The 23,867-nt window shown below is 70.5% G+C and carries 23 protein-coding genes; 10 read left to right on the plus strand and 13 right to left on the minus strand.

Annotation, left to right across the window (positions count from 1 at the left end):
* Positions 1–16: 16 nt before the first annotated feature.
* The 7 genes from ACIPPS_RS03535 to ACIPPS_RS03565 form a co-directional block, all read right to left on the minus strand.
* Positions 17–670 carry a hypothetical protein gene (locus ACIPPS_RS03535; protein ID WP_350714406.1) on the minus strand — a complete coding sequence of 218 codons (654 nt, stop codon included), beginning with the start codon at positions 668–670 and terminating at the stop codon, positions 17–19.
* Positions 667–1,119: a hypothetical protein gene (locus tag ACIPPS_RS03540; RefSeq protein WP_050363969.1), complete on the minus strand. Its 453-nt coding sequence runs from the start codon at positions 1,117–1,119 to the stop codon at positions 667–669. Before ACIPPS_RS03540 ends, ACIPPS_RS03535 begins: the two co-directional genes overlap by 4 nt.
* An 86-nt stretch (positions 1,120–1,205) precedes the next feature.
* Entirely contained in the window at positions 1,206–2,414 is a 1,209-nt protein-coding gene (locus ACIPPS_RS03545) for a hypothetical protein (protein WP_043466069.1), read from the minus strand.
* A gap of 355 nt (positions 2,415–2,769) precedes the next feature.
* Entirely contained in the window at positions 2,770–4,473 is a 1,704-nt protein-coding gene (locus ACIPPS_RS03550; RefSeq protein ID WP_401426303.1) for a relaxase/mobilization nuclease domain-containing protein, read from the minus strand.
* Positions 4,463–5,173, minus strand: a complete 711-nt coding sequence (locus ACIPPS_RS03555) for a hypothetical protein (protein WP_350714401.1) — start codon at positions 5,171–5,173, stop codon at positions 4,463–4,465. The genes ACIPPS_RS03550 and ACIPPS_RS03555 overlap by 11 nt, the downstream gene beginning before the upstream one ends.
* Before the next feature lie 180 nt (positions 5,174–5,353).
* On the minus strand, positions 5,354–6,607 hold the full coding sequence (locus tag ACIPPS_RS03560) for a DUF3631 domain-containing protein (protein ID WP_043473840.1): 1,254 nt from the start codon (positions 6,605–6,607) through the stop codon (positions 5,354–5,356).
* 488 nt (positions 6,608–7,095) lie between these two features.
* Positions 7,096–7,290 carry an AlpA family transcriptional regulator gene (locus ACIPPS_RS03565; RefSeq protein WP_043473837.1) on the minus strand — a complete coding sequence of 65 codons (195 nt, stop codon included), beginning with the start codon at positions 7,288–7,290 and terminating at the stop codon, positions 7,096–7,098.
* Positions 7,291–7,411: 121 nt separating this feature from the next.
* Between ACIPPS_RS03565 and ACIPPS_RS03570 the strand changes: the two genes are divergently transcribed.
* Together ACIPPS_RS03570 and ACIPPS_RS03575 are read left to right on the plus strand one after the other, a co-directional pair.
* Entirely contained in the window at positions 7,412–7,912 is a 501-nt protein-coding gene (locus ACIPPS_RS03570; protein WP_189510162.1) for a helix-turn-helix transcriptional regulator, read from the plus strand.
* 24 nt (positions 7,913–7,936) lie between these two features.
* The gene (locus ACIPPS_RS03575) at positions 7,937–9,055 is read left to right on the plus strand and encodes a tyrosine-type recombinase/integrase (RefSeq protein WP_401426307.1); all 1,119 of its coding nucleotides are present in this window, start codon (positions 7,937–7,939) and stop codon (positions 9,053–9,055) included.
* A 108-nt stretch (positions 9,056–9,163) separates the two neighbouring features.
* Here ACIPPS_RS03575 and ychF read toward each other — a convergent pair whose 3' ends face one another.
* A complete protein-coding gene (gene ychF, locus ACIPPS_RS03580; RefSeq protein ID WP_401426309.1) occupies positions 9,164–10,252 on the minus strand; it encodes a redox-regulated ATPase YchF in 1,089 nt (362 codons plus the stop codon).
* 326 nt (positions 10,253–10,578) lie between these two features.
* On the opposite strand from ychF, the gene ACIPPS_RS03585 reads away from it, so the two are divergent.
* Positions 10,579–11,190, plus strand: coding sequence for a DUF6542 domain-containing protein (locus ACIPPS_RS03585; protein WP_401427196.1), 612 nt, complete (start codon positions 10,579–10,581; stop codon positions 11,188–11,190).
* Positions 11,191–11,376: 186 nt separating this feature from the next.
* Here ACIPPS_RS03585 and ppgK read toward each other — a convergent pair whose 3' ends face one another.
* On the minus strand, positions 11,377–12,120 hold the full coding sequence (gene ppgK, locus ACIPPS_RS03590; protein WP_401426311.1) for a polyphosphate--glucose phosphotransferase: 744 nt from the start codon (positions 12,118–12,120) through the stop codon (positions 11,377–11,379).
* Between the two features lie 117 nt (positions 12,121–12,237).
* On the minus strand, positions 12,238–13,242 hold the full coding sequence (locus ACIPPS_RS03595; RefSeq protein WP_401426313.1) for a 4-hydroxy-3-methylbut-2-enyl diphosphate reductase: 1,005 nt from the start codon (positions 13,240–13,242) through the stop codon (positions 12,238–12,240).
* Positions 13,243–13,455: 213 nt separating this feature from the next.
* On the opposite strand from ACIPPS_RS03595, the gene ACIPPS_RS03600 reads away from it, so the two are divergent.
* The 4 genes from ACIPPS_RS03600 (at position 13,456) to ACIPPS_RS03615 (ending at position 17,351) form a co-directional block, all read left to right on the plus strand.
* Positions 13,456–14,802: an APC family permease gene (locus tag ACIPPS_RS03600; protein ID WP_401426315.1), complete on the plus strand. Its 1,347-nt coding sequence runs from the start codon at positions 13,456–13,458 to the stop codon at positions 14,800–14,802.
* A 214-nt stretch (positions 14,803–15,016) separates the two neighbouring features.
* Positions 15,017–16,237 carry an exodeoxyribonuclease VII large subunit gene (xseA, locus tag ACIPPS_RS03605; protein ID WP_401426318.1) on the plus strand — a complete coding sequence of 407 codons (1,221 nt, stop codon included), beginning with the start codon at positions 15,017–15,019 and terminating at the stop codon, positions 16,235–16,237.
* Between the two features lie 10 nt (positions 16,238–16,247).
* A complete protein-coding gene (locus tag ACIPPS_RS03610) occupies positions 16,248–16,484 on the plus strand; it encodes an exodeoxyribonuclease VII small subunit (protein WP_401426320.1) in 237 nt (78 codons plus the stop codon).
* Positions 16,485–16,760: 276 nt separating this feature from the next.
* Positions 16,761–17,351, plus strand: coding sequence for a malonic semialdehyde reductase (locus ACIPPS_RS03615; protein WP_401426322.1), 591 nt, complete (start codon positions 16,761–16,763; stop codon positions 17,349–17,351).
* A 171-nt stretch (positions 17,352–17,522) separates the two neighbouring features.
* Here ACIPPS_RS03615 and ACIPPS_RS03620 read toward each other — a convergent pair whose 3' ends face one another.
* Positions 17,523–18,056, minus strand: a complete 534-nt coding sequence (locus tag ACIPPS_RS03620) for a DUF4245 domain-containing protein (RefSeq protein ID WP_401426325.1) — start codon at positions 18,054–18,056, stop codon at positions 17,523–17,525.
* Positions 18,057–18,173: 117 nt separating this feature from the next.
* Between ACIPPS_RS03620 and glpX the strand changes: the two genes are divergently transcribed.
* Positions 18,174–19,205, plus strand: a complete 1,032-nt coding sequence (glpX, locus tag ACIPPS_RS03625; RefSeq protein ID WP_401426327.1) for a class II fructose-bisphosphatase — start codon at positions 18,174–18,176, stop codon at positions 19,203–19,205.
* Between the two features lie 197 nt (positions 19,206–19,402).
* Here the strand turns inward: glpX and ACIPPS_RS03630 are convergent, their stop codons facing one another.
* Both ACIPPS_RS03630 and ACIPPS_RS03635 read right to left on the minus strand, forming a co-directional pair.
* Positions 19,403–19,774: a WhiB family transcriptional regulator gene (locus ACIPPS_RS03630; protein WP_401426330.1), complete on the minus strand. Its 372-nt coding sequence runs from the start codon at positions 19,772–19,774 to the stop codon at positions 19,403–19,405.
* 159 nt (positions 19,775–19,933) lie between these two features.
* Positions 19,934–20,647: a DUF1707 domain-containing protein gene (locus tag ACIPPS_RS03635; RefSeq protein ID WP_401426332.1), complete on the minus strand. Its 714-nt coding sequence runs from the start codon at positions 20,645–20,647 to the stop codon at positions 19,934–19,936.
* Positions 20,648–21,194: 547 nt separating this feature from the next.
* On the opposite strand from ACIPPS_RS03635, the gene ACIPPS_RS03640 reads away from it, so the two are divergent.
* A complete protein-coding gene (locus ACIPPS_RS03640; protein WP_401426334.1) occupies positions 21,195–22,865 on the plus strand; it encodes a fumarate hydratase in 1,671 nt (556 codons plus the stop codon).
* Positions 22,866–23,220: 355 nt separating this feature from the next.
* The gene (locus tag ACIPPS_RS03645) at positions 23,221–23,859 is read left to right on the plus strand and encodes an HAD family acid phosphatase (RefSeq protein WP_401426336.1); all 639 of its coding nucleotides are present in this window, start codon (positions 23,221–23,223) and stop codon (positions 23,857–23,859) included.
* Positions 23,860–23,867 lie beyond the last annotated feature (8 nt).

The following is a 23,867-nucleotide window of genomic DNA, read 5'->3' on the forward strand; positions in this document are numbered from 1 at the left end:
CTCCTCAGAGAAATCGTCACTTCTGGGGGTGGCCGAGGTTCCGGCGGACCGTGATCGCCGTAGCGAGCGCGGTGTCTGGGCCCACGGCCAGGATCAGGTTCTCCTGCAGTCGCTGGCGCGCGGCCGGAGTGAGCCGGCGTAGCGCGGGCCCAGGGACGTAGGAGGCCCCTGCTGTCTCGTGGTCAGCGGCGCGCGCCACGCGGACCAGCCCGGCCGCGCGCAGCCATTGCAGGGCATCGGAAAGACGCCGCTGTCCGTGAATCTGCGAAAGCTTCCGCAGTCGGGTCGGTGTCGTCGGGTGGTTCGACTGCCAGTCGTCCCCGGGCAGGCGTCCTTCTGCCCGCGGGATCGCAACTGAGTGGATCAGCACCAAAATCAGCGCAGCCCTTTCCAGTGGCGGCAGTATCCCCCAGCCACTCGCCACAAGTTCCGCAGCGATGTCGTCCCGGTACCCCGATGTCCAGAGGTAGGCGCCCGCGGGGACAAGCGTGCGGCCGGTCCTGTGCAGCATTTGGTCAAGCAGGTGACGCAGCGCCGCGTCCCGAAGGGCGGGCAGCGCCGCCTCGCTGGCGGGCTCGCTGCCGTACTCAAGTGCGGCCCAGGCCGAGACCAACGCGTCGCGCTGCTTGTCGCCGAGCGGCTGAAGCAGGTCATCGAACAGGCCGCTCATCGGTCCGACTTCCCGTCAGGTCGAGGGGGCGGCAGCTCCCGCCACAGATCCCGCAGCACGGGGAAGTCCTGGTCCGACCACGTAGCCACCCGGGGGCCGAGGCGGACTGTCTGTGCCTCATCATCGATGACCAACCATCGGCTGGATTGCAGACGGCGGAACGCTCCCATTCCGAAGCGATGCAGCACTTCTCTTTCGCGTCCGGGGATGAGCTGGTCCACTACGTCCATCACCTCGTGCATCGTTGCCGACTGGCCCGGCCACGGGCTTGCCTGGACGTCGGCCCAGCAGCACCGCAGCGCCGCAGCGAGGACCCGGTTGGTCTCATTCGGAAACTCCACGGGGAGCGCAGACATCCGCAGTTCGCGCAGCACGGCCGGCGTCACGTCGTCGGGTGGACGGGGCAGCAGCCAGCAGCGCTCACCACCCTGCTCCACCATGCGCAGCATGCCAGCCGGTGTTCTTGTAGCTGCCGACATGCGCAACGGGCCCTCCGCTCGCGCCCTCGCCCACCACAGCGCCGCGTCCGCATCACTCACACGGGCCTCCGTACTCGCTCGAACACGCCAGAGGTGAGCCAGGACGGCACGCTACCTGCCCGTACCTGGACCGGGCCGGACCATGCCAGCCGGTAGCCGAGCCGGTCGTTGTTGCTCGCGGCAATCAGGTCAGCCAGCAGGCGGCGTGCTGTTGACCAATCCATGTCCGACAGAAGGTGTTCGACTGCAACAGAGTCCTCGCCGCTGAGGACCTCTTCGGCAATTGCCGCTAGCCGCTCGGCCTCCGCGTCCTTCCATTCCTGGTAGGGCGGCTCCTTGTCGTCGGGAACCCGGGAACGCGGTGGCGTCGAACGGTTGCCGGTTGACTGCGGCCTGCACGCAACGGCCTCCGCCAGGTCGGCGGCATCGTGCCATGGGGACGGCGCATCGAAGACCTGATCAGCCAGGACCGCCGCGAGCTCATCTACGGTTGCCTGCTTCGCGAAGCGCTTCCACATCTCGGGCGGTAGCAGGTTCAGTGCCCGAGACGTCCCCGCTGCTGCCATCAGGCGTGCCGATGCGTTTGTCGAGGCATCTTCGTAGGCTGCGATCGCAGATCGCAGCTCCCCGCACATGCGGCTGAGCTCTGGCCAGAACTCCAGAATGATCTCGTGCACCGCGGACGCCTGGTCAATCAGTGACTTTGCGTTCCACAGCAGCGGCGCACGCTCCCGCAGAGTTTCTACCGTGCCGTTGACAGTCAACGCTACGAGCTCGGCGACAAGGAGCCGAAGCGCGGTGGTGATTCCGACGGCAACCTCAAGGGCTTCCTCGGCTGTACTCTCCCCGCCCTCCAGCCTGATCTTTTCCATCGTCAGAAGTTGGTGCAATTCCGACTGGCCTCCGCGGGCCAGCATCCGCTGAACGAACAGCATCGACACGTAGCTAGTGAACGAGGCCCGGTACTCACGCTGGTAGGGCTTATCGAATGCGGGCTGGATCGCTCCAAGCTTCCGCAGGACACCCAGCCGGTTGTCGATCACCTCTTCCGGGAAGGCGGAGCATGCCGCCCGGATCTGCTCAGTTGTCAGCCCGTCCTCACCCGCGCGGGCAAACGCAGCGAACAGCGTGTCCGCTAGTCGGAACAGAGCCGCGTCATCGATCGCCGCGTTCGCCTGGCGCGCAAGGACGGCAACTATCTGCTTGAAGACAGAAACAACGGCCTGCTCGGCCGCCACTGCCTCCAGCCCAAACTGCTCATCCACCACTGAACCGTTCCTGGTTGTGTCCTGGCTCTAGGGTTGGGGTTCCAGCTGCGGATATTGCAGGGGTGGGGCAGAGCCCTGTCTCATGCTTGACAGGCGGGTTCTCGTAAGAGAAAAGGCCAACACCCCCACTGGCCTCATCACCCCCAGTCCCACCCGCAGCACGTAGGGTAGCTGATCTGATGGAAAGGTCGCAGGCAGATGACGGTACCCAGAGGTGCGGTCAACGCCGAGACCATGGTGCTCAATCCGGGCAGATCCGGACACAAAACCCCCGATGGCTGACGCGCTGTCCGTACCTCCGCTCGATATGAGCGGAGGTACGGCTCCTTAAGCGGGCTTGTCGGCCTCCGCGTCACCGTCCCCTTCGCAGGGATTGCGGCTGGGAGCGATCGGCCACCGGCGTGGCTGGCGGGTTTGCCTTGACAGAGAGGAACGACCTGTCGTTAACCGCACTTCGCTTGCGAGCCGTTTGTGCTCGCCGGTTCGGCTGAGCGGTGATGTGCCAGTTGAGGACCTCGGCGGGGTGCTCGGCGCTGTCGAGTTCTCGCTGGGTGCCCACTTCGGCCAGGAGGCGTCGGGGGTTGTGGCCGGCGGTCTCGGCGTGGGCGAGGGTTGTGGTCAGGGCGATCCAAGCGGGGTCAGCGAGGATTCGGTCGGCGTGGTCGGGGAGGGCCGCACGAACGTCCTGCTCGAAGCGGCGGGCGGTCGCGGCTCGCGGTGCGCGGCGGGCCAGGTCAGCCAGGACGGGTGCGGCGGCCTGCTGGTAGCCCGCCTGGAGGTGGCGGAAGGCTTCCTCGGCCGCAGCGGCCTGCTGCTCGTGGCCACGCTGCTCGTGCCACTTGGCGGCGGCGCGGGCCAGATGCACGGTGGCGAAGAGCAGGGCGATGGCGAGTCCGCCCGGCTCGCCGGAGGCGTAGGCGAGTTCCTTGGCGGCCTTGCGCAGGGCGGTGGCAGCCTCGTGGTCGGCACGCATGGCGGAGCGGCGAGCGCGGTTGAACGCCATCGCCGCTGAACGCAGTTCCGCCCGGTGAGGGCCGGTCGTGGCGCTGGCGATGTTGTACAGGGCATCGCCGAAGGCGGCCAGGTGGCCCTGGGCGGCCGCATCGTCACCGGAGTCGAGCACGGTGCGTGCCGTGTCTATGGCGGTGGTGGTGTGCCGCCATAGGGCGGCGGGGTCCGCGACATGCCGGGGGCGGTCGGCCACCTTCTGGTCGGGGAGGCGTTCGCGTAGGCGGTTGATGGAGAGGTCAGGGGCGAGTTTGGAGCCGCCGTACCAGACGGGTTCGCCGGCCGCGTTGGTGTCGCCGGGGGCGGCGAGGCTGTAGCCGATGACGTCGCCGGTCTCGGGGCCGAGGCGTGTCTTGACCTTGATGCCGAGGGACTGCAGCACGGTGAAGTAGTCGGCTTCGGTTCGTACGGCGGCGGCGACCGCGTACGCCTGCTCGCGCAGCCAGTGCCGTGCTGTGACCGTCTGGCCCTGGCGCTCGGCCTTGGCGCGTTCGGCGCCGGTGGGGGTGCGGGGCGCGGTGAGGTCGCCGGACTTCAGGCGGCGCAGGCCGAACTCGGCTTCGATCTTGCGGCATTCGGCTTGGGCGCGCTGGCCGTCGTGGTGGGTGCGGGGGCGGCGTCCGTCGGCGCGGACGGTGGTGGCCATGATGTGGATGTGGTCGTCGGCGTGGCGCACCGCGATCCACCGGCATGCCTTCTCGTCACCTTCGGGGGCGATGCCGGCGGCGCGAACGATGCGGCGCGCGACCTCGGCCCACTCGGCGTCGGTGAAGTAGCGGTCGCCGGGCGCGGTGCGGACCGGGCAGTGCCAGACGTGCTGAGGTGGCTTCTTGCCACCCAGTTCGCGGGTGCGCAGGTCGACGTGGTGGTCGAGGCGCTTGGCGAGTTGGGTGTAGGTGGCTGCCGGGTCGCGGCCGGGGTCGGGGGCGCCGGCCATGTCCCAGGCGGCGACTATGTGAGGGTCGGTGTGTTCGTCGCGGCGGCCTGGGCCGAAGAGGTAGACGATCAGTCCGCGGGTGTCGGAGCCGGTGGAGACGTCAGGAACCATGCGCGGTGCCCTCCGTCAGGAGCTGGTCGATCAGCTGGTAGCTGCTCTCGGCTGCTTGCTCTACGCGGTCCAGCACCGCTTCGGCGCGCTCGGGCACTGTTCCTCGGTGGATGGCTGCGGTGATCTGGTTGAGGTTGCTGCCGATGCGGTTCAGCGCGACCGTGTGTGCCTCGAGGGCCTCGATCAGCGGGCGGACTGGGTCGTCCTCCGGGCTGCCGACCAGGCCCGCCTTGCCGAGGGCGACGGCCAGAGCGGCGTCGCCGACGAATCCGGCAAATTTCTGGCCGCGCTGGTGAGCTGCGGCGCTGATCACGCTTACAGCGGTCCGGGTGAAGCGGATGGTCTTCTCCTGGTCGCGCTTCTCCACGGTGCGCTTGCGGTTCATCAGGGCGGGCAGGACGGGGGCGTCGAGGTCCCGCCAGGAGGGCTGCTCGGCGGGCGGTTGGACATCGGCCGGCGGCTGGGTGCTTGGGGCGACGGAGTTGGGTGCGGGCGGGCAACTGGTCTCGGCTATGCCCTCCCCCGGCTCGGGCGCCCCCTGGCGCCCGGCCTTCTCCTCCGCCTCCCCTGGGGCGGGGGCAAGCGCGGACGAAGCCTCGTTAGAGGCTCGTTCGCTCCAGCTTGCTGCTGATCGGCGGGTCAGGCCGAAGAATCCCTCGCGGCGGCGGACGGGGGAGTTGTCGGTGCTCGTTTCGGACACGGTGGTGCTCCGGTAGTCGTGTGCGGTGGGGCTTCGTCACGTCCGTTGCATCCGTCCCGTAGCTGGTCAGGACAGGTACGGAAGCGGTCGCAGGTACGGAGTGATCCGTATCGGCAAGGAACTCCGTCCCCGCGCTGACCTGCGCGGGGACGGATGCGACGGATTGATACGGAGCTGGTGTCAGCGAGTGGGCCTGGGGCCGGCAGGCCCACCGGGCGGCCCGATGGGCAACGTCCCCGACGGAGGCGCCGGTGGCTTGCCCTGGGCTCGACGTGCGACCACGGTCTCGCCGGCTGCGGGGATCGGCTGGGCGGGGTCGGGGCAGTAGCGGGCCCAGGCGTCGAGGAACTGGTTACGGGCGTACGCCTTGGCCTGCCTGCCGTTCTCGAAGCGGTGGTTGGCCGGGCTGATGCCGAAGTCGCGCAGCAGGTTGGCCAGGTGGTAGGCGTTCAGGCCCTTCGTCCCGTACTCGGCCCAGGGCGCCTCGGCGTCCTGGATGAGGGCGGCGAGCAGATCGTGGCTGCGCAGAGCCTCCCGGTCGCCCTGCTGCTCGAAGACGCGGCGGATGTCCCGGAGCAACCGGGTCTTCAGGGTCGTCTGCTCGTCCTGGACCACCTCGTTCCGGGTCATCGCCAGGCAGGCGGCACGGGCCTGGGCGGGCCAGTGGCTGCCGGCCAGGTCGGCGACGATCACCAGGGGCTCCCAGGTGTCCGCGGCCCGGTCTTCGACCGGCATCGGTGGCACCAGCCGGTGCGCTGTCCCGCGCAGCGGGGTCAGCCACGCGGCCAGTCGGTCGCGCAGCGTGTTCAGTTCCGGGACGGAGTGCCGGGAGCGGAAGGGGGCGACCTTCTCGCCGGGCTTGCGCTTCTGCATGCGGAGCACGACGGCGCGATCCATGATCGTGTCCGGCAGGTCGCCGATGCCTGCCAGCGCGGCCATGGCGAAGGTGGGGAACGCGGTGGGCTTGTGCTCCGGGCCGGAGATCCGCCAGGCGGGGCGGTTGCGCTGGTGGCCGGCGTTCAGCAGGCCCCGGAGGTCCTCCTTGTCGCCGGCCTTGGGGCCGAAGATGGTGTCGGCCTCGTCCACCAGCAGCGTCGGCGGATCCTCGCCGATGATCCGGAAGACCACCGCCGGCGAGGTGTTCACCGTCATCATCGGCCGGGACACGGTCTCGTGGAGCACGTCCAGGACCCGGGACTTGCCGCACCCCTTGGTCGGTCCCACCACCGCCAGGCGCGGTGCGTGCTGGAGAGCCGGCTGGATATGGGAGGCCGCCACCCAGAGGGTGACTGCGGTCAATACCTCCTCGCTCGGCAGCACCACGTACCGGCCGATCGCCGCACGTAGGTCATCCAGCAGCGCGGCTCCTTCTTCGGCCGTCTCGCCGCCCGTACCAGCGCGGTCCCCGGTCCCCGATCCGCCGTCGGGGACCACGGTCCCCGCAGATGCGCGGGGACCGTGGCTCTCAAGATTGGCTCGGAGAGCGCCGTGCTCGCCCGCTATTCGGGGACCGGGTTCGAGGACCGGCGGACCGGAAGTCACTGTCCGGTCCCCGGCTTCCGGTTCGACGGGACCGGTCCCCAAGGCGCTGACCTGCGCATGTTCCACGCTGACGGAGTTTCGGTCCCCGACCGGAACACCCGTCGAAGCAGGGGACCGTGACTCCGTTCGGTCCCCGTTGCGCCAGGGGATGCCCTGGCCGGGGACCGCGGGGGTGGGCCAGACAACCTCGGATGCGTTCGAGGCGGCGGGGGACGTAGGGTCCTCCATAGACGTTCCTCTCAGGTGAGGGACGGGACGGGCAAGGTCCCGCCCCTCACCGGTTCGTTCGTTCGTTTAGGGATGGGCGACGTGCAGGGGAATCTCCGGCCCTCGGCGTTGGCGCGCCGGGGGCCGTTGCTGTGTCCGGGACTGCTGGCGGCTCACGAGGCCAGGCCCCATTCCTCCTGGCCGTCGATCAGCGTGCGCTCGTAGCGCAGCAGCTCCGCCTCGGGGTACAGCACCCGCTTGCCGATCTTGATGCCGCGCGGCCCCTTCTGGATGTGGCGCCAGTAGCGGACGGTGCTCTCGGCCGTGCGGTAGCGCTCGGCGACCTCGGTGGTGGTCAGATATCGCATGCATTCCCATTCGGCTAGGCGACGATTCGATCTGCATAGAGTTGTACCCCAGGATCGGCGGTTACCCAAATCGGGAAGCTCATGTTTCAATTGGGATAGCGATGGTGATGATGGAGGTTCGATGGCAGGCGACAAGCCCGAGGGTGGCGAAGTGCCACTGCTGTACAGCGAGGGGAACGTGGCCGCACGCGTCGCCCTAGAGCGCGAGGTCAGAGGGTGGAGCACGACCGAGCTGGCGGAGCGGGTGACCAGAGCCGGCATCAAGATGAACCAGACAGCGGTCTGGCGCATCGAGAACGGCACCCCCCGCCGGCGCATCAACCTCGACGAGGCCCTCGCCTTCTCCCGCGTCTTCGAGCTTCCTCTCGAAGAGCTGATGTCACCGCCCCTGGAGGGGCTCGACATCGACAGTCGACGGCTCGTCCAAGAGGCCGTCGAGGCGTTCTACGAGGCCCGAGACGCGCGCGACCGCCTCCATCACGCCGTGGTCGCCATCGCCGACCACATCAAGGCCCATCCCGACAGCTCGCGGGCGATCCACGAGCAGTGCCTCCGCCTCATGGGCGACGAGCGCGACGCTCGCACGCTCAGCAGCGACATCGAGGACGGCGGCCACTACTGACAACCGACAAGAAGGAGAGGCCACTTGGCCAACATCCAGAAGCGCCCCAACGGCAAATGGCGTGCTCGCTACCGCGACCTCGACGGCAAGGAGCACGCCCGCCACTTCGACCGCAAGATCGACGCCCAACGGTGGATCGACGAGGTCACGGCCAGCCTGGTCACCGGTCAGTACGTCGACCCGCGGTCGGCGAAGAAACCCTTCAAGGACTACGCGGAGGAATGGCGGGCCATCCAGCCGCACCGCCCTTCCACGGCCAAGGCGGTGGCCCAGCACCTGCGCTGCTACGTCTACCCGGCTTGGGAGAAGCGGGCACTCGGCGCGATCAAGCCCGGCGACGTACAGAGCTGGGTCACCAGCCTGAGCACCACGCACGGGCTGGCCGCCAGCACCTCACGGACGGTCTTCAACACGGTCAACGCCGTCTTCCGGGCGGCCGTCCGTGACCGGATGATCCCTCACAACCCGTGCGCCGAGGCGAAGCTGCCCTCGGTGCCCCGGAAGAAGATCGTGCCGCTGGCCGTCGAGCAGGTGCGGACGCTGTCCGAGGAGATGCCCGCCCGGTACAAGGGCCTCGTGCTGCTCGGCGCGGCCACCGGGCTCCGTCCCGGCGAGTTGTTCGGCCTCCAGCTCCGGCACGTGGACCTGCTGCACGCGACCGTCTCGGTCGAGCAGCAGATCCAGCAGACCGCCAAGCACGGCGTGTACGTCTGCCCGCCCAAGACCGCTCGCTCGCACCGCACGGTCCCGCTCCCCCGCATGGCGGTGGATGCGATGAAGGCCCACCTGCGGGACTTCCCCGCCGATGGGCCCGAGGGCTGGATCTTCACGGCGCCGCAGGGCGGACCCGTGGTCTACACGCACTTCATGGACGGGTCCTGGCGGCCCGCCTGCGCGAAGGCCGGCATACCGAAGGGCACCGGACCCCATGCCCTCCGGCATCACTATGCCAGCCTGCTGATCAAGCACGGCGAGTCCGTGAAGACGGTCTCTGAGCGTCTCGGCCACACCAACGCGGCCATGACGCTGAACATCTACACCCACCTGTGGCCCGACTCCGAGGAGCGGACCCGGGCCGCCGTCGACAAGGCGTACGCGGACCAGTCCGCCGATGCCCGGCCACAGGTCGACGAAGCGGCGTAGCCGCTCCCCCACGCGCTGACAAAAGTCAGCCCGCTGCGGACTCTGTGCGGACCACGAAGGCCGCCCAACCTGCTCCGCCGCAGGTCAGACGGCCTTACGCCAGACGCTTTAGACGTTGAAGCGGAACTCCACCACGTCGCCGTCCTGCATGACGTACTCCTTGCCCTCCATGCGGGCCTTGCCCGCCGCGCGGGCCTCGGCTACCGAGCCCGTCTCGACCAGGTCGGCGAAGGAGATGACCTCGGCCTTGATGAAGCCCTTCTGGAAGTCCGTGTGGATCACGCCGGCCGCCTCCGGGGCCGTCGCGCCCTTCTTGATCGTCCAGGCGCGGGACTCCTTCGGGCCTGCCGTCAGGTAGGTCTGGAGGCCCAGGGTGTCGAAGCCCACGCGGGCCAGGATCGCCAGACCCGGCTCCTCGGCGCCGACGGACTGGAGGAGCTCCATGGCGTCCTCCTCGTCCAGCTCCGCGAGGTCCTGCTCCAGCTTGGCGTTGAGGAAGATCGCCTCCGCCGGGGCCACCAGCGCGCGCTGCTCGTCCTTGAACGCGTCGTCCGTCAGCTCGTCCTCGTCCACGTTGAAGACGTAGAGGAACGGCTTCGTGGTCAGCAGGTGCAGGTCGTGGAGGAGCTCCGTCTTGTCCGAGCCCTGCACGATGCCCTGCGAGAAGAGCGTGTCGCCGCGCTCCAGGATCTCCTTCGCCGCCTCGACCGCCGCGACCTTCGGGGCCACGTCCTTCTTGATCCGGGCCTCCTTCGCCAGGCGCGGGAGGACCTTCTCGATCGTCTGGAGGTCCGCGAGGATCAGCTCGGTGTTGATCGTCTCGATGTCGTCCTTCGGCGAGACCTTGCCGTCGACGTGCACGACGTTCTCGTCCTTGAAGGCACGGATGACCTGGCAGATCGCGTCCGACTCGCGGATGTTCGCCAGGAACTTGTTGCCCAGGCCCTCGCCCTCGCTCGCGCCGCGCACGATGCCCGCGATGTCCACGAAGTCGACCGTCGCCGGGAGCACCCGCTGCGAGCTGAAGATCTCCGCCAGCTTCGTCAGGCGGGCGTCCGGGACACCTACGACACCGACGTTCGGCTCGATCGTGGCGAACGGGTAGTTGGCCGCCAGGACGTCGTTCTTGGTCAGGGCGTTGAACAGGGTCGACTTGCCGACATTCGGCAGACCGACGATTCCGATCGTGAGCGACACGGTGGCGACTTCCTAGAGTACGGATGGGGGTGCGGTGGATGGGCCGATCCCCCAGTTTACGGGGGTCGCGAACCGGCCTGTGACGGCGACCTTCGGTCGAACTCACGGGCAAGGTCACCCAAAGGGCGTGTCCTGGGCCGGTACGCCGGCCCTTCCCGACCTACGTTGGTGGGGTGGAGCAGCACAGGACAAGTCAGCCTCAAGGCCGCCGGCGGCCGCAGACCCCTCTGACGCCGCCCGGCGCGCTCGTCGAGGGCGCCGCCGTCTACCGCGTCGCCGCCCGCCCGGGCCGCGGCCGCGTCGAGCGGGCCACGCCCGGCGGGCCTGTGCCCGTCACCGTGCCCGTGCGACGGCCCGCGCCCCCCGTCGCCCCCTTCGTCCTCGCCCTCCGGCGGTTGCCCAACCCCCGGCTGACCGGCCTCGGCGCGGGCCTCTTCGCCTCCGCCACCATGCTGGTCCTCGGCTTCCTCGACTGGCTGCTGTTCGACGGCTCGCCCCTCGTCTACGGCCTGCTCTTCCTGCCGGTCAGCGCCCTCACCGCGCTCTGGGTCCGCACCGCCGACCTCGTCACGGCCCCGATCAGCGTGCCCATCGCCTTCGCCGTCGGCGTCGTCCCCATCTCGGGCGGCTCCGGCGGCTTCGGCGGCCAGGCCATGGCCGTCGTCACCGCCCTCGCCGTGCACGCCGGATGGCTGTACGGCGGCACGCTCGTCGCCGGCCTGATCACCAGCGTCCGGAAGGTACGCGACATGGGCCGCCGGCAGCGCGCCGCCGCCGCCCGTACCAGGAACGGCCACCCGGGCCAGGGAGGTACGGGAGGCCCCGGGGGTACGGGAGGTTCCGGGGGTACGGGAGGTTCCGGGGGTACGGGAGCCCCGGGAGGCATGGGCGGGGCCGCAGGCGCGGCTCCTCAGGCCGTTCGGCGACCCGCCCCGTAGGCGAGGGCCCACGAGCGCCCCCGGACCGTCCTCGCCCCAGGCCCACGAGCGCCCCCGGACCCTCCTCGCCCCAGGCCCCCAGGCCCACGAGCGGCCCCGAGCCCTCGTCGCCCAGGCCCCAGCGCCCCCGTCGCCCCAGGCCCCCGGGTCCCCGCCCCTTCCGGCGGGTCCCCGCCCCTTCCGCCCCTACCGTCGCGCCGCCGCCGCCATCGCCGCGCCCACGATTCCCGCGTTGTTCTCCAGCTCCGCCGGGACGATCTCCGCCTTGATGTCCTCGATCAGCGGCAGGAACTTGTCCGCCTTCCGGCTCACTCCCCCGCCGATGATGAACAGCTCCGGCGAGAACAGCATCTCCACGTGCGCCAGGTACTTCGTCACCCGCCGCGCCCAGTGCTCCCAGCTGAGGTCCTCGTCCTCCTTGGCCTTCGTCGACGCCCGCTTCTCCGCGTCGTGACCCTTCAGCTCCAGGTGGCCCAACTCCGTGTTCGGCACGAGCTTGCCGTCCACGAAGAGCGCCGAGCCGATGCCCGTACCGAAGGTCAGCAGGATCACCGTGCCCTGACGGCCCCGGCCCGCGCCGAAGGTCATCTCGGCGACCCCCGCCGCGTCCGCGTCGTTCAGGACCGTCACCGGCGGTCCGCCGAGCCGGTCGCTGATCAGCTTGCCCGCGTCGACGCCGACCCAGCCCTTGTCGACGTTCGCGGCCGTACGGATCGTCGAGCCCGTGACGACACCCGGGAAGGTCACCCCGACCGGGCCCTTCCACCCGAAGTTCTCCACGACCTCCACGACACATCCCGCCACACCGTCGGGTGTGGCGGGATGCGGGGTCAGTACCTTGTGGCGGGGCTCCGTCAGCTCTCCGCGCTCCAGGTCCACGGGAGCGCCCTTGATGCCCGAACCGCCGATGTCCACTCCGAAGACGTTCATGGAACCCACGGTAAGGGCTCGCGCCCGCCGTGACTCCTCGGAGCGACACTCCTTGACCAGGGAGTTACCCCGCGCCCGAGGAGCGGGCGGCGGGACTCCGTAGGCAGGAGGTACGCGTCACTCCTGGACCAGCTCCGCCGCCTGCGCGCGCAGGTCCTTGTTCCGGAGCTCCTTCGGCAGCGAGAAGGTCAGCGACTCGTCGGCCGTCTTGACGATCTCCACGTCCACGTAGCCCCGCTCGGAGAGCCACTCCAGGACCTCCTGCACGAGGACGTCCGGGACCGACGCGCCCGACGACAGGCCCACCGAGGTGACGCCCTCCAGCCAGGCCTCGTCGATCTCGCTCGCGAAGTCGACCAGGTACGCCGCCGGGACGCCCGCCTGCTTGGCGACCTCGACCATACGGATCGAGTTCGAGGAGTTCTTCGAGCCGACGACGATCACCAGCTCGGCCTGGCCGGCGAGCTCCTTGATGGCCAGCTGCCGGTTCTGCGTGGCGTAGCAGATGTCGTCGGACGGCGGGGAGATCAGCTGCGGGAACTTCTCCTTCAGCGCGTCCACCGTCTCCATCGTCTCGTCCACGGAGAGCGTGGTCTGCGAGAGCCAGACGACCCGGGACGGGTCGCGGACCTCGACCTTGGCGACGTCCTCGGGGCCGTCGACGAGCTGGATGTGGTCGGGGGCCTCGCCGGAGGTGCCGATGACCTCCTCGTGGCCCTCGTGACCGATCAGGAGGATGTCGAAGTCCTCGTTGGCGAACCGGACCGCCTCCTTGTGCACCTTCGTGACCAGCGGGCAGGTCGCGTCGATGGTCTTCAGACGGCCTTCCCGGGCCTCCTCGTGCACGGTCGGGGCCACGCCGTGGGCGGAGAACATCACGATGTTGCCGGCGGGCACCTCGGTCGCCTGGTCGACGAAGATCGCGCCCTTCCGCTCCAGGGTCTGGACGACGTACTTGTTGTGCACGATCTCGTGGCGGACGTAGATCGGCGCGCCGTACTGCTCCAGGGCCTTCTCCACGGCGATCACGGCACGGTCCACACCCGCGCAGTAGCCGCGGGGAGCGGCGAGGAGGACACGCTTCGGGCGGTTGGTCGCGGGCGTCGCAGTCATGCGTCCCATCGTAAGGCCGTGGGAGACGACGGCCGGTTACGGCCGGGCACCGCGGGTCGATCGGCCGGGCGTCGCGGGTCGATCGGCCGGGCGGCCTGCGGTCGGCTCCGGTCCGGACGCCGGGGCGCGCCGGGGAGCCCCGGGGAGCGCCCGGGACGCGCCGGGCGTGCTTCGGCCGCGTCGGTACGGTCCGTGATCCATACCGTGGCCGAGACTGGGCCCATGGCCGAGGAAGCACAGGTGGCACGGCACACCGGACTGCGGCGGACCCTGGGGTTCCGCGACCTTGTCGTCTACGGGCTGCTCTTCATCGCGCCCATGGCGCCCGTCGGTATCTACGGCACCCTCGACGCGAAGTCGCACGGCGCGGTGGCACTGGTGTACGTGGTGGCCACCGTCGCGATGGCGTTCACGGCCTTCAGCTACGCGCAGATGGTGCGGGTCGCCCCGTTCGCCGGCTCCGTCTTCACGTACGCCCGCAAGGGGCTCGGCGAAGGGCCCGGGTTCGTCGCCGGGTGGATGGCGATGCTCGACTACCTCCTCATCCCGGCCGTCGCGTACCTCTTCGCCGGCATCGCGATGGAGGCCCTGGTCCCCGAGGTGGACCAATGGGTGTGGACGGCGATCGCCGTGGTCGTGACGACGACGCTCAACCTGTGGGGCGTGCGGGCGGCGGCGCGCGTCGGTTTCGCGGTGCTCGCCATGGAGATCGTGGTGCTGCTGGTCTTCGTCGTCTCGGCGATCGTCGTCCTCGCCCAGGACGGCCCCCGGCGCGACTGGTGGTCACCGCTGGCCGGCGACGGCACGTTCTCGGTGGCGGCCGTGATCGGGGCGGTCTCGGTGGCCGTGCTCTCGTACCTCGGCTTCGACGCGATCGCCTCCTTCGCGGAGGAGGTCACCGGGGGCTCGGAGAAGGTGGCACGGGCGGTGCTGTTCTGCCTGGTCCTGGCCGGTCTGCTGTTCGTGGCCCAGACGTATCTGGTCGCGCTCCTCGAACCGCTGTCGTCCGCCGAGCTGGCGGCGGACCCGGGGAAGCAGGGGTCCGCGTTCTACGACGCCGTGGACGTGTCGGTCGGGACCTGGCTGCACGACCTGGTGGCGGTGTCGAAGGCGATCGGCGCGGCCTTCGCCGCGCTCGCCGGGCAGGCGGCGGCCGGCCGGCTGCTGTTCGCCATGGCGCGCGAGGGGCGGCTGCCGAGGCCGCTGGCCCGTACCGACTCGGGCGTGCCCCGGGTGGCGCTGCTGCTGGCGGCGACGGTGACGATGGTCGCGGCGGTGTGGGCGGCGCAACGGGACGACGGCCTCGACCACCTGGTCTCCGTGGTCGACGTCGGCGCGCTGACGGCCTTCGTGCTGCTGCACGCGAGCGTGGTGGGATGGTTCGCGGTACGCCGCATGGAAGGGCCGCCGCACTGGCTGCGCCACGTGGTGATGCCGGTGGTCGGCGCGGCCATCCTGATCGCGGTGATCGTCGAGGCGTCGGTGGCGGCGCAGGTGGTGGGCGTGATCTGGCTGGGAGTGGGCCTGATCGTGCTGGCCGTCCAGGGGACGACGCCGCGGAGCGCTTGAGCCCGGAGCGGGGCTGGCTCCAGGCCCAGGCCCCGGAAGGCCTGGCTTGAGCCCCACGCCAACCTCACGTACGACTCGGCCCCGCCCCCTCCTCGCGCGCCCTCCTCCCGCGCAACAACCCTCCTCGCGCGCCCTCCTCCCGCGCACAACCCTCCTCGGGCGTACGCCCTCCTCCCGCGCACCCCCTGTCGGTGGCCACCACTACGCTCGGCTCATGGCTCTCACTACGTCCGCCGAAGCCCCGCTGCCCGTCGGAGAGGTCTCCCGGCTCATCGGGGGGTGGATCGACCGGCTCGGTGCCATCTGGGTCGAGGGGCAGATCACGCAGTTGTCGCGGCGGCCAGGCGCCGGGGTGGTGTTCCTGACCCTGCGGGATCCCTCGTACGACATCTCCATCGGCGTCACCTGCTACCGCCAGGTCTTCGACGCCGTCGCCGACATCGTCTCCGAGGGCGCCCGCGTCGTCGTGCGGGCCAAGCCCGAGTGGTACGCGCCGCGTGGGCAGCTGTCGCTGCGGGCGGTGGAGATCAAGCCGGTCGGCATCGGCGAGCTGCTCGCCCGCCTGGAGCAGCTCAAGCGGAGCCTCGGCGCCGAGGGGCTCTTCGCCCTCGACCGCAAGAAGCCGCTGCCCTTCCTCCCCCAACTCGTCGGCCTCGTCGTCGGTCGCGCCTCCGCCGCCGAGCGGGACGTCCTGGAGAACGCCCGGCGCCGCTGGCCCGCCGTCCGCTTCGAGGTGCGGAACGTGGCCGTGCAGGGGGTGAAGGCCGTGCCCCAGGTCGTCCAGGCCGTGAAGGAGCTGGACGCGCACGACGAGGTGGACGTGATCATCGTGGCCCGGGGTGGCGGGAGCGTCGAGGATCTGCTGCCGTTCTCGGACGAGCAGCTGATCCGGACCGTCGCCGACTGCCGTACGCCCGTGGTCTCCGCGATCGGCCACGAGCCGGACGCACCGCTCCTCGACCTCGTCGCCGACCTGCGCGCCTCCACGCCGACCGACGCCGCCAAGAAGGTCGTACCGGACGTCGGCGAGGAGCTCGACCGGGTGCAGGCGCTGCGCGACCGGGCCCTGCGGACCATGACGGGGCTGCTCGACCGCGAGGAGCGCGGCCTCGCGCACGCGCTCGCGCGGCCGGTCATGGAGCATCCGCAGCGGATGGTCGAGCAGCGCGAGGACGAGCTCGACGCGCTCCTCGCCCGCAGCCGCCGGACCCTCGGGCACCTGCTCGACCGGGCCGAGTCGGAGCTGTCGCACACCCGGGCCCGGGTCAGGGCGCTGTCGCCGGCCGCGACGATGGAGCGGGGGTACGCCGTGCTCCAGCGGGCGGACGGGTCGGTCGTGCGGTCCCCGGAGGAGGTCGCGGTGGACGAGGAGCTGCGGGCCCGGGTCGTGGCGGGCGAGTTCACGGTGCGGCGCGTTGTCGCACCCGACGCATAGGGTGGTCGGCATGGCAGCCACCACGGAAGAGGCGCTCGGATACGAGCAGGCACGCGACGAGCTGATCGAGGTCGTCCGCCGTCTGGAGACGGGCGGAACGACCCTGGAGGAGTCCCTCGCGCTCTGGGAGCGGGGCGAGGAATTGGCGAAGGTGTGCCGGCGTTGGCTCGAAGGCGCGCGGGCCCGACTCGACGCCGCGCTGGCCGCACCGGGGGACGACGACCGGGACGAGACGGACGCCGAGTAGTAGCCCGGGACGGACGGTCGGATCCCGCGGCCGGGTAGCCGCGGCCGGGTAGCCGGAGGCGGGGATCGGGCCCTCCACGGCAGCCGAGCAGCCCGGGACGGACGGTCGGATCCCGTCGCCGCGGTCGGATACCCGCCCCACGAGGGCGCGGCACCGCATCCCGTACGATGACGATGTGAACCGGATCACTATCCGCTTGGTTTAGTTGAAAGTTCACCAAACACCGACGTACGGTGAGGGCATCGCTTGAACCCCCGCAGTCGGAAGGTACGCAGCATGTCCCTCGCCCTTGACCCCGCCGCCCAGGACCTCCTTTTCCGTGAGGCCCGCACCGCCAACACCTTCACCGACGAGCCGGTGACCGACGAGCAGGTCCAGGCGATCTACGACCTCGTCAAGTACGGGCCGACCGCCTTCAACCAGACCCCGCTGCGCATCACCCTGGTCCGCTCCCCCGAGGCCCGTGAGCGCCTGGTGAAGCACATGGCCGAGGGCAACCAGGCGAAGACCGCCGCCGCCCCGCTGGTCGCCATCCTCTCCGCGGACAACGAGTTCCACGAGGAGCTCCCCGCCCTGCTGCCGCACTTCCCGCAGGCCAAGGACATGTTCTTCGCCGAGCGTCCGGCCCGTGAGAGCGCCGCGCTCCTGAACACCGCCCTCCAGGCCGCGTACTTCATCGTCGGCGTCCGCGCCGCCGGCCTGGCCGCCGGCCCGATGACCGGTCTCGACTTCGCCGGCCTCCAGAAGGAGTTCCTGGACGACGACCACACGCCGCTGATGGTCGTCAACATCGGAAAGCCGGGCGAGGACGCCTGGTTCCCGCGCTCCCCGCGCCTGTCCTACGACGAGGTCGTCACCACCGTCTGACCCCCTCGCACGCGCCCGGCGCCCGACGCCCGGCGCCCGCACGAGCGGCCCACGCACGAACGGCACGCGCACGAACGGCACGCGCACGCACCGCACCCGGCGCGCATACCGACGGCAGAGCCCCCGGACTCCTGGAGTCCGGGGGCTCTGCCGCGCGTACGGTTCCCGCGCCTACGCCTTCTTCGACTGCAGCGCGCCCGCCATCTCCGCCAGCCGCTCGAACGAGGCCGTCCCGGTCACGACCGTGGTCGCGCCGCCGTCCGTGCGGACGAGGGCGTCGTACTTCGGGCCCTCCCAGCGCTGCCAGACCTGACCGGCGACCGTCTGGGTCTTCCCGGAGTCCTTGGCCTGCCGCGTGACCCTCGGGACGAACTTGCCGGGTTCGGCCGTCGACTGGTGGATCGCCACGTACTGGGTGTCCGGGTCGAGGAAGCCCAGCTGCCAGGCGTCGTTCTGCTCGCGCTTGTACGAGACGACGGTCGCCCTCCACTCCTCCCCGAGCCCCTCGGGGGCGAGCACCGGGTAGGGCGCCGCCCGCTGCGCCGTCACCAGCTCGACCCGGTAGTCCTTGGCCTTGACCGGGTCCGCCTGATCGTCGTGCGGGATGAAGAGATACATCACGCCCGCGGCGACCAAGATCACCCCGAGGGACTGGAACATCCCGCGTACCGTCTGCCTGCCTCGCATACCTGCCACGCCCCCCATCGTCGCATCATGGTGTCGTGCTCATACGTGGGCCCCTCTGCTCAATTTGTCGACGTACCGATAGAGTCGCAGCACCCTCTTTATTCCGGCCGTCGCCGTACAGAAAGGTGCGCTCCGATGACCGAGCATTCCCTGCCGTCCGAGCTCGAGGTCTCCCCCGAGGCCCCCGACCGCAACCTCGCCCTCGAGCTCGTCCGCGTCACCGAGGCCGCCGCCATGGCCGCCGGTCGCTGGGTCGGGCGCGGCGACAAGATCGGCGCGGACGGCGCCGCGGTCAACGCGATGCGGACGCTGATCTCGACCGTCTCGATGAACGGCGTCGTCGTCATCGGCGAGGGCGAGAAGGACGAAGCGCCCATGCTCTTCAACGGCGAGCGGGTCGGTGACGGGACCGGTGCCGAGGTGGACATCGCGGTCGACCCGATCGACGGCACCACGCTGAACGCCAAGGGCATGCCCAACGCGATCGCCGTCCTCGCCGCCGCCGACCGCGGCACCATGTTCGACCCGTCCGCGGTCTTCTACATGGACAAGCTGGTCACCGGCCCCGAGGCCGCCGACTTCGTCGACATCAACGCGCCCGTCTCGGTCAACATCCGCCGGGTCGCCAGGGCCAAGAGCATGTCCCCCGAGGACGTCACGGTCGTCATCCTGGACCGCCCGCGTCACGAGGGCATCGTCAAGGAGATCCGCGAGACCGGCGCCCGGATCAAGTTCATCACCGACGGCGACGTGGCCGGTTCGATCATGGCCGTCCGCGAGGGCACCGGCGTGGACCTGCTCCTCGGCATCGGCGGTACGCCCGAGGGCATCATCTCGGCCTGCGCCATAAAGTGCCTCGGCGGTGTCATCCAGGGCAAGCTGTGGCCGAAGGACGACGCGGAGCGCCAGAAGGCGGTCGACGCGGGCCACGACCTGGACCGCGTGCTCTCCACGAACGACCTGGTCAGCGGCGACAACGTGTTCTTCGTCGCCACCGGCATCACGGACGGCGAGCTGCTGCGCGGCGTCCGCTACCGCTCGGAGACCGCCACCACCTCGTCGCTGGTGATGCGCTCGAAGTCCGGCACGATCCGCCAGATCGACTCCACGCACCGGCTGTCGAAGCTGCGCGCCTACAGCAAGATCGACTTCGACCGGGCGAAGTAACGTCACAGCGGCCACGCGGAGCCCGCGACCGCGACCGCGGTCGCAACCGCAGTCGCAGTTCGCAGTCGCGGTTCGCAGCCGCGATCGCGGCGTCGGCAGGTGTACGGAAGGGGCGCTCCCCTGTGCGGGGGGAGCGCCCCTTTTCCGTACGCCGCTTCCCGTACGGCCGACGTCGAGAGCCGCCGCTCCGGCGGCGGTCAGCCGGCCGCGGCGATCCGGTCCGCCGCGGCGGCCTTCTGGAGCTCCACCTCACGGCGGCGGCGCCGCGCGAGCACGACCCGGCGCTCGGCGGCGGTGAGCCCGCCCCACACGCCGTACGGCTCCGGCTGGAGCAGCGCGTGCTCCCGGCACTCGACCATCACGGGGCAGCGGGCACAGACCCGCTTGGCGGCCTCCTCACGCGCGAGCCGTGAGGCGGTGGGCTCCTTGGAGGGGGCGAAGAACAGTCCGGCTTCGTCCCGACGGCACACCGCCTCCGTGTGCCAGGGACCGGCCTCGTCCTCCCGAGCGGGGGCACGCTGGGAAGGAACGGCGGCGACCTGGAGGGGCTGATGCGGCAGTTGCAGCACGGTCTACTCCTGACGACGGCTTCGCGAGCGAGAGACGATGCACGAGCCCTACCCGCTGTGCGCGCGCCTATGCACTGCGTGCCGTCGAGTTCCGGACTGCGGAGTCGCGGGGGCGGAATCCGGTCACTCCATCACCCCAGGTCGGAGCGCCGAACCGGTTCAGTGGCCGAGGTGCTTGCGCAGCTTGTCCTGGACCTGGTTCTGGAGGTCCGTGATCCACTTGCCGCGCTTGGGCTTGGCCTCGACGTTGCCGAAGACGGAGTAGCCGTTGATCACGACCACCGGCGCCTGCGGGTCGGCGCCCTCCATCGTCACGACCTCGAAGTTGCCGAAGATCCCGGTGCCGTTCCCCCGCAGGCTGATGTTCTCCGGGACGCGCACCTCCACGTTGCCGAAGATCGAGGTGGCGTTGATCGTGGTCAGCCGCTGGGCGAAGAGGGCCTCGGTCAGGTCGATCTCGATGTTGCCGAAGAGCGCGAAGGCGTTGGTCCTGCGGCCCACGCGCCAGCGGCCCTTGCGGGTGGAGCTGGAGAAGACGGCGACCATGTTGTCGGCGGGGCCGGAGGTGTCGTCGGGGCCGTACGCGTACGCCGGCTCGGGCTCCGGACGGGACTGGTTCCCGGCGGGCAGGTCACGGACGATCGGCTCCAGCTCGCCCACGGTCTTGGCCCGGTAGACCGCGTCGATGCGCTCGGAGTGCTCCTCGGCGTCGATCCGCCCCTCGGCCAGCGCGTCCCTGAGGATGTCCGCGATCCGGTCACGATCGGCGTCCGAGGCCCGCAGGGCGTCCCCCGGAGCGGCGGCGGGAACGGCCGGAGCGGGGGCGGGCTCGGCGGGGGCGACCGGCTTCTGAGGCTGCTTTTCGAGGTCCACGACGCCAGCCTAGCGAAACGCGATAGATCGCGACTAGGGGGCACGACCGAGACGCGCCACTCCGCCGCCCGCCCCGGCATCCGGCGCACAGCACCCAGCACCCGGCACCCGGCACCCGGCACCCGGCCCGCGCCACCCGCCACCCGGCCCGCGCCACCCAGCACCCGGCACCCGGCACCCGCCACCGCCACCCCGCGCCCAGCACCCGCACCCGCCACCGCCACCCCGCGCCCAGCACCCGCCACCGCCACCCCGCACCCAGCACCCGCCACCGCCACCCCGCACCCAGCACCCGCACCCGCCACCGCCACCCCGCGCCCAGCACCCGCACCCCGCACCCGAACCGGCCCCCGTCGCGCCCACGACGGCGGCGGTCTCCGCGGGGCTCCTCGCGAACCGGCTGTACGACCCACTCCACTTCGGCGCGATCCCGCCCCCTAGTGAGCCTTACCTCACAGGATCGGGGCCGTGCGCGCGCTCTACGCTGGAGGAGGCGCCGCCAATGGAGGTGGCGCCGCTGTCTGCCGAGTGAGGAATGGCTGCCGTCATGCCAGAGTTTTCGTACTCCGATCTGCTCCCCCTGGGAGAGGACACCACGCCCTACCGCCTGGTGACCGCCGAAGGTGTCTCCACCTTCGAGGCCGACGGCCGTACGTTCCTCAAGGTCGAGCCGGAGGCGCTGCGCACCCTCGCCGCCGAGGCCATCCACGACATCCAGCACTTCCTCCGCCCGGCCCACCTGGCCCAGCTGCGGCGGATCATCGACGACCCGGAGGCGTCGAACAACGACAAGTTCGTCGCGCTCGACCTCCTCAAGAACGCGAACATCGCCGCCGCCGGCGTCCTCCCGATGTGCCAGGACACCGGCACCGCGATCGTCATGGGCAAGCGCGGCCAGAACGTGCTGACCTCCGGCCGCGACGAGGAGGCCCTGTCCAAGGGCATCTACGACGCGTACACCAAGCTCAACCTGCGGTACTCGCAGATGGCCCCGGTCACCATGTGGGAGGAGAAGAACACCGGCTCGAACCTGCCCGCGCAGATCGAGCTGTACGCGACGGACGGCGGCGCGTACAAGTTCCTCTTCATGGCCAAGGGCGGCGGCTCGGCCAACAAGTCCTTCCTCTACCAGGAGACGAAGGCCGTGCTCAACGAGGCGAGCATGATGAAGTTCCTGGAGGAGAAGATCCGCTCGCTCGGTACGGCCGCCTGCCCGCCGTACCACCTGGCGATCGTCGTCGGCGGCACCTCCGCCGAGTTCGCGCTGAAGACCGCGAAGTACGCCTCCGCGCACTACCTGGACGAGCTGCCCACCGAGGGCTCGGCCGAGACCGGCCACGGCTTCCGGGACAAGGAGCTGGAGGAGAAGGTCTTCGAGCTGACGCAGAGGATCGGAATCGGCGCGCAGTTCGGCGGCAAGTACTTCTGCCACGACGTCCGTGTCGTCCGGCTGCCCCGCCACGGCGCCTCGCTGCCCGTCGCGATCGCCGTCTCCTGCTCGGCCGACCGCCAGGCCGTCGCGAAGATCACCGCCGAGGGCGTCTTCCTGGAGCAGCTGGAGACCGACCCCGCGCGCTTCCTGCCGGAGACCACGGAGGAGCACCTCGCCGCCGACGGTGACGTGGTGAAGATCGACCTGAACCAGCCGATGGACGACATCCTCGCCGAGCTGACCAAGTACCCGGTCAAGACCCGGCTGTCGCTGACCGGTCCGCTGGTCGTGGCGCGCGACATCGCGCACGCCAAGATCAAGGAGCGGCTCGACGCGGGCGAGGAGATGCCGCAGTACCTGAAGGACCACCCGGTCTACTACGCCGGCCCGGCGAAGACGCCCGAGGGGTACGCCTCCGGCTCCTTCGGCCCGACGACGGCCGGCCGGATGGACTCCTACGTCGAGCAGTTCCAGGCGGCGGGCGGCTCCAAGGTCATGCTGGCCAAGGGCAACCGCAGCAAGCAGGTCACGGACGCGTGCGGCAGCCACGGCGGCTTCTACCTGGGCTCGATCGGCGGCCCGGCGGCCCGCCTCGCGCAGGACTGCATCAAGAAGGTCGAGGTCGTCGAGTACGAGGAGCTCGGCATGGAGGCGGTCTGGAAGATCGAGGTCGAGGACTTCCCGGCGTTCGTCGTCGTGGACGACAAGGGCAACGACTTCTTCCAGAACCCGGCCCCCGAGCCGACGTTCACCCACATCCCGGTCCGAGGCCCCGGTCTCGGCTGACCCGCCCGGACCGGCCTTGGCCGACCCTTCCGGCCCCGGCCCCGGCCCCGGCTGACCCTTCCGGACCGGCCTCGGCCGACGCTTCCGGCCCCGGCCTCGGCCTCGGCCGACCCTTCCGGACCCGGCCTCGGCCGACCCTTCCGGACCCGGCACCGCCCGACCCGCCAGGTCGCGGTCTCGCCCGACCCGCCCGGACCCGAACTTCCCGACGCCCCCCGGCCCTTGAAGCCGGGGGGCGTCGGCGTCCGCCGCTCGGAAAGTCGCTACCAACCGGTAGCCTTCTGGCCTCCTACTGGTCAGTATTGGCCGCGAGCATGTCAACCACTGAGATCGGTCGACCACTCGGGAGCCCCCCATGCCCTCCGCCCCTGCCCTCAGGCGCGCCGCCGCCGGCACCACGGCCACCTTCGCCCTCACCACCCTGCTCGTCGTCGCGCCCGCGCCCGCCGCCTCCGCGGCCGACCCGGACAGCCACTCGACGTCCGCGAGCGCCCTGCACGACATCGACTACACGACCTGGCGCCGTGACGTGTCCGCGGTCGTGGCCCAGGCCCGGCCGTACATCGAGGAGCGCGCGAAGGACGCCGGCCGCGAGAAGCAGGCGATCGTCCTCGACATCGACAACTCCTCGCTGGAGACGGACTTCCACCCCTTCTGGGAGCTGCCGACCCCGGCCATCGCCGACGTCCGCGACCTGGTCGACGACGCCCACGACGCGGGTGTCGCGGTCTTCTTCGTCACCGCCCGGCCCGGCATCATCCACTCGCTCACCGACTGGAACCTGCGCCGGGCCGGCTATCCCGTCGACGGGCTCTACGTACGCTCCCTGCCCGACCTGTTCGCGGAGGTCAGCGCGTACAAGACGGAGAAGCGCGCGGAGATCGAGGCCAAGGGCTACACGATCATCGCCAACATCGGCAACAACACCAGCGACCTCGTCGGCGGCCACGCCGAGCGCACCTTCAAGCTCCCGGACTACGGCAAGCTCTCCTGACCAGGCCC

The sequence above is a fragment of the Streptomyces sp. NPDC090127 genome, from assembly GCF_044746945.1.
Lineage (GTDB): Bacteria > Actinomycetota > Actinomycetes > Streptomycetales > Streptomycetaceae > Streptomyces.

Excerpts from the sequence above, each read along its gene's own strand:
- xseA (WP_401426318.1), top strand. The coding sequence starts at position 15,017 with ATGGCTCTCACTACGTCCGCCGAAGCCCCGCTGCCCGTCGGAGAGGTC.
- ACIPPS_RS03600 (WP_401426315.1), top strand. The coding sequence starts at position 13,456 with ATGGCCGAGGAAGCACAGGTGGCACGGCACACCGGACTGCGGCGGACC.
- ACIPPS_RS03595 (WP_401426313.1), bottom strand. The coding sequence starts at position 13,242 with ATGGGACGCATGACTGCGACGCCCGCGACCAACCGCCCGAAGCGTGTC.
- ACIPPS_RS03570 (WP_189510162.1), top strand. The coding sequence starts at position 7,412 with ATGGCAGGCGACAAGCCCGAGGGTGGCGAAGTGCCACTGCTGTACAGC.
- ACIPPS_RS03620 (WP_401426325.1), bottom strand. The coding sequence starts at position 18,056 with ATGGGGGGCGTGGCAGGTATGCGAGGCAGGCAGACGGTACGCGGGATG.
- glpX (WP_401426327.1), top strand. The coding sequence starts at position 18,174 with ATGACCGAGCATTCCCTGCCGTCCGAGCTCGAGGTCTCCCCCGAGGCC.
- ACIPPS_RS03535 (WP_350714406.1), bottom strand. The coding sequence starts at position 670 with ATGAGCGGCCTGTTCGATGACCTGCTTCAGCCGCTCGGCGACAAGCAG.
- ACIPPS_RS03610 (WP_401426320.1), top strand. The coding sequence starts at position 16,248 with ATGGCAGCCACCACGGAAGAGGCGCTCGGATACGAGCAGGCACGCGAC.
- ACIPPS_RS03540 (WP_050363969.1), bottom strand. The coding sequence starts at position 1,119 with ATGCTGCGCATGGTGGAGCAGGGTGGTGAGCGCTGCTGGCTGCTGCCC.
- ACIPPS_RS03645 (WP_401426336.1), top strand. The coding sequence starts at position 23,221 with ATGCCCTCCGCCCCTGCCCTCAGGCGCGCCGCCGCCGGCACCACGGCC.
- ACIPPS_RS03615 (WP_401426322.1), top strand. The coding sequence starts at position 16,761 with ATGTCCCTCGCCCTTGACCCCGCCGCCCAGGACCTCCTTTTCCGTGAG.
- ACIPPS_RS03565 (WP_043473837.1), bottom strand. The coding sequence starts at position 7,290 with ATGCGATATCTGACCACCACCGAGGTCGCCGAGCGCTACCGCACGGCC.
- ACIPPS_RS03640 (WP_401426334.1), top strand. The coding sequence starts at position 21,195 with ATGCCAGAGTTTTCGTACTCCGATCTGCTCCCCCTGGGAGAGGACACC.
- ppgK (WP_401426311.1), bottom strand. The coding sequence starts at position 12,120 with ATGAACGTCTTCGGAGTGGACATCGGCGGTTCGGGCATCAAGGGCGCT.
- ACIPPS_RS03550 (WP_401426303.1), bottom strand. The coding sequence starts at position 4,473 with ATGGTTCCTGACGTCTCCACCGGCTCCGACACCCGCGGACTGATCGTC.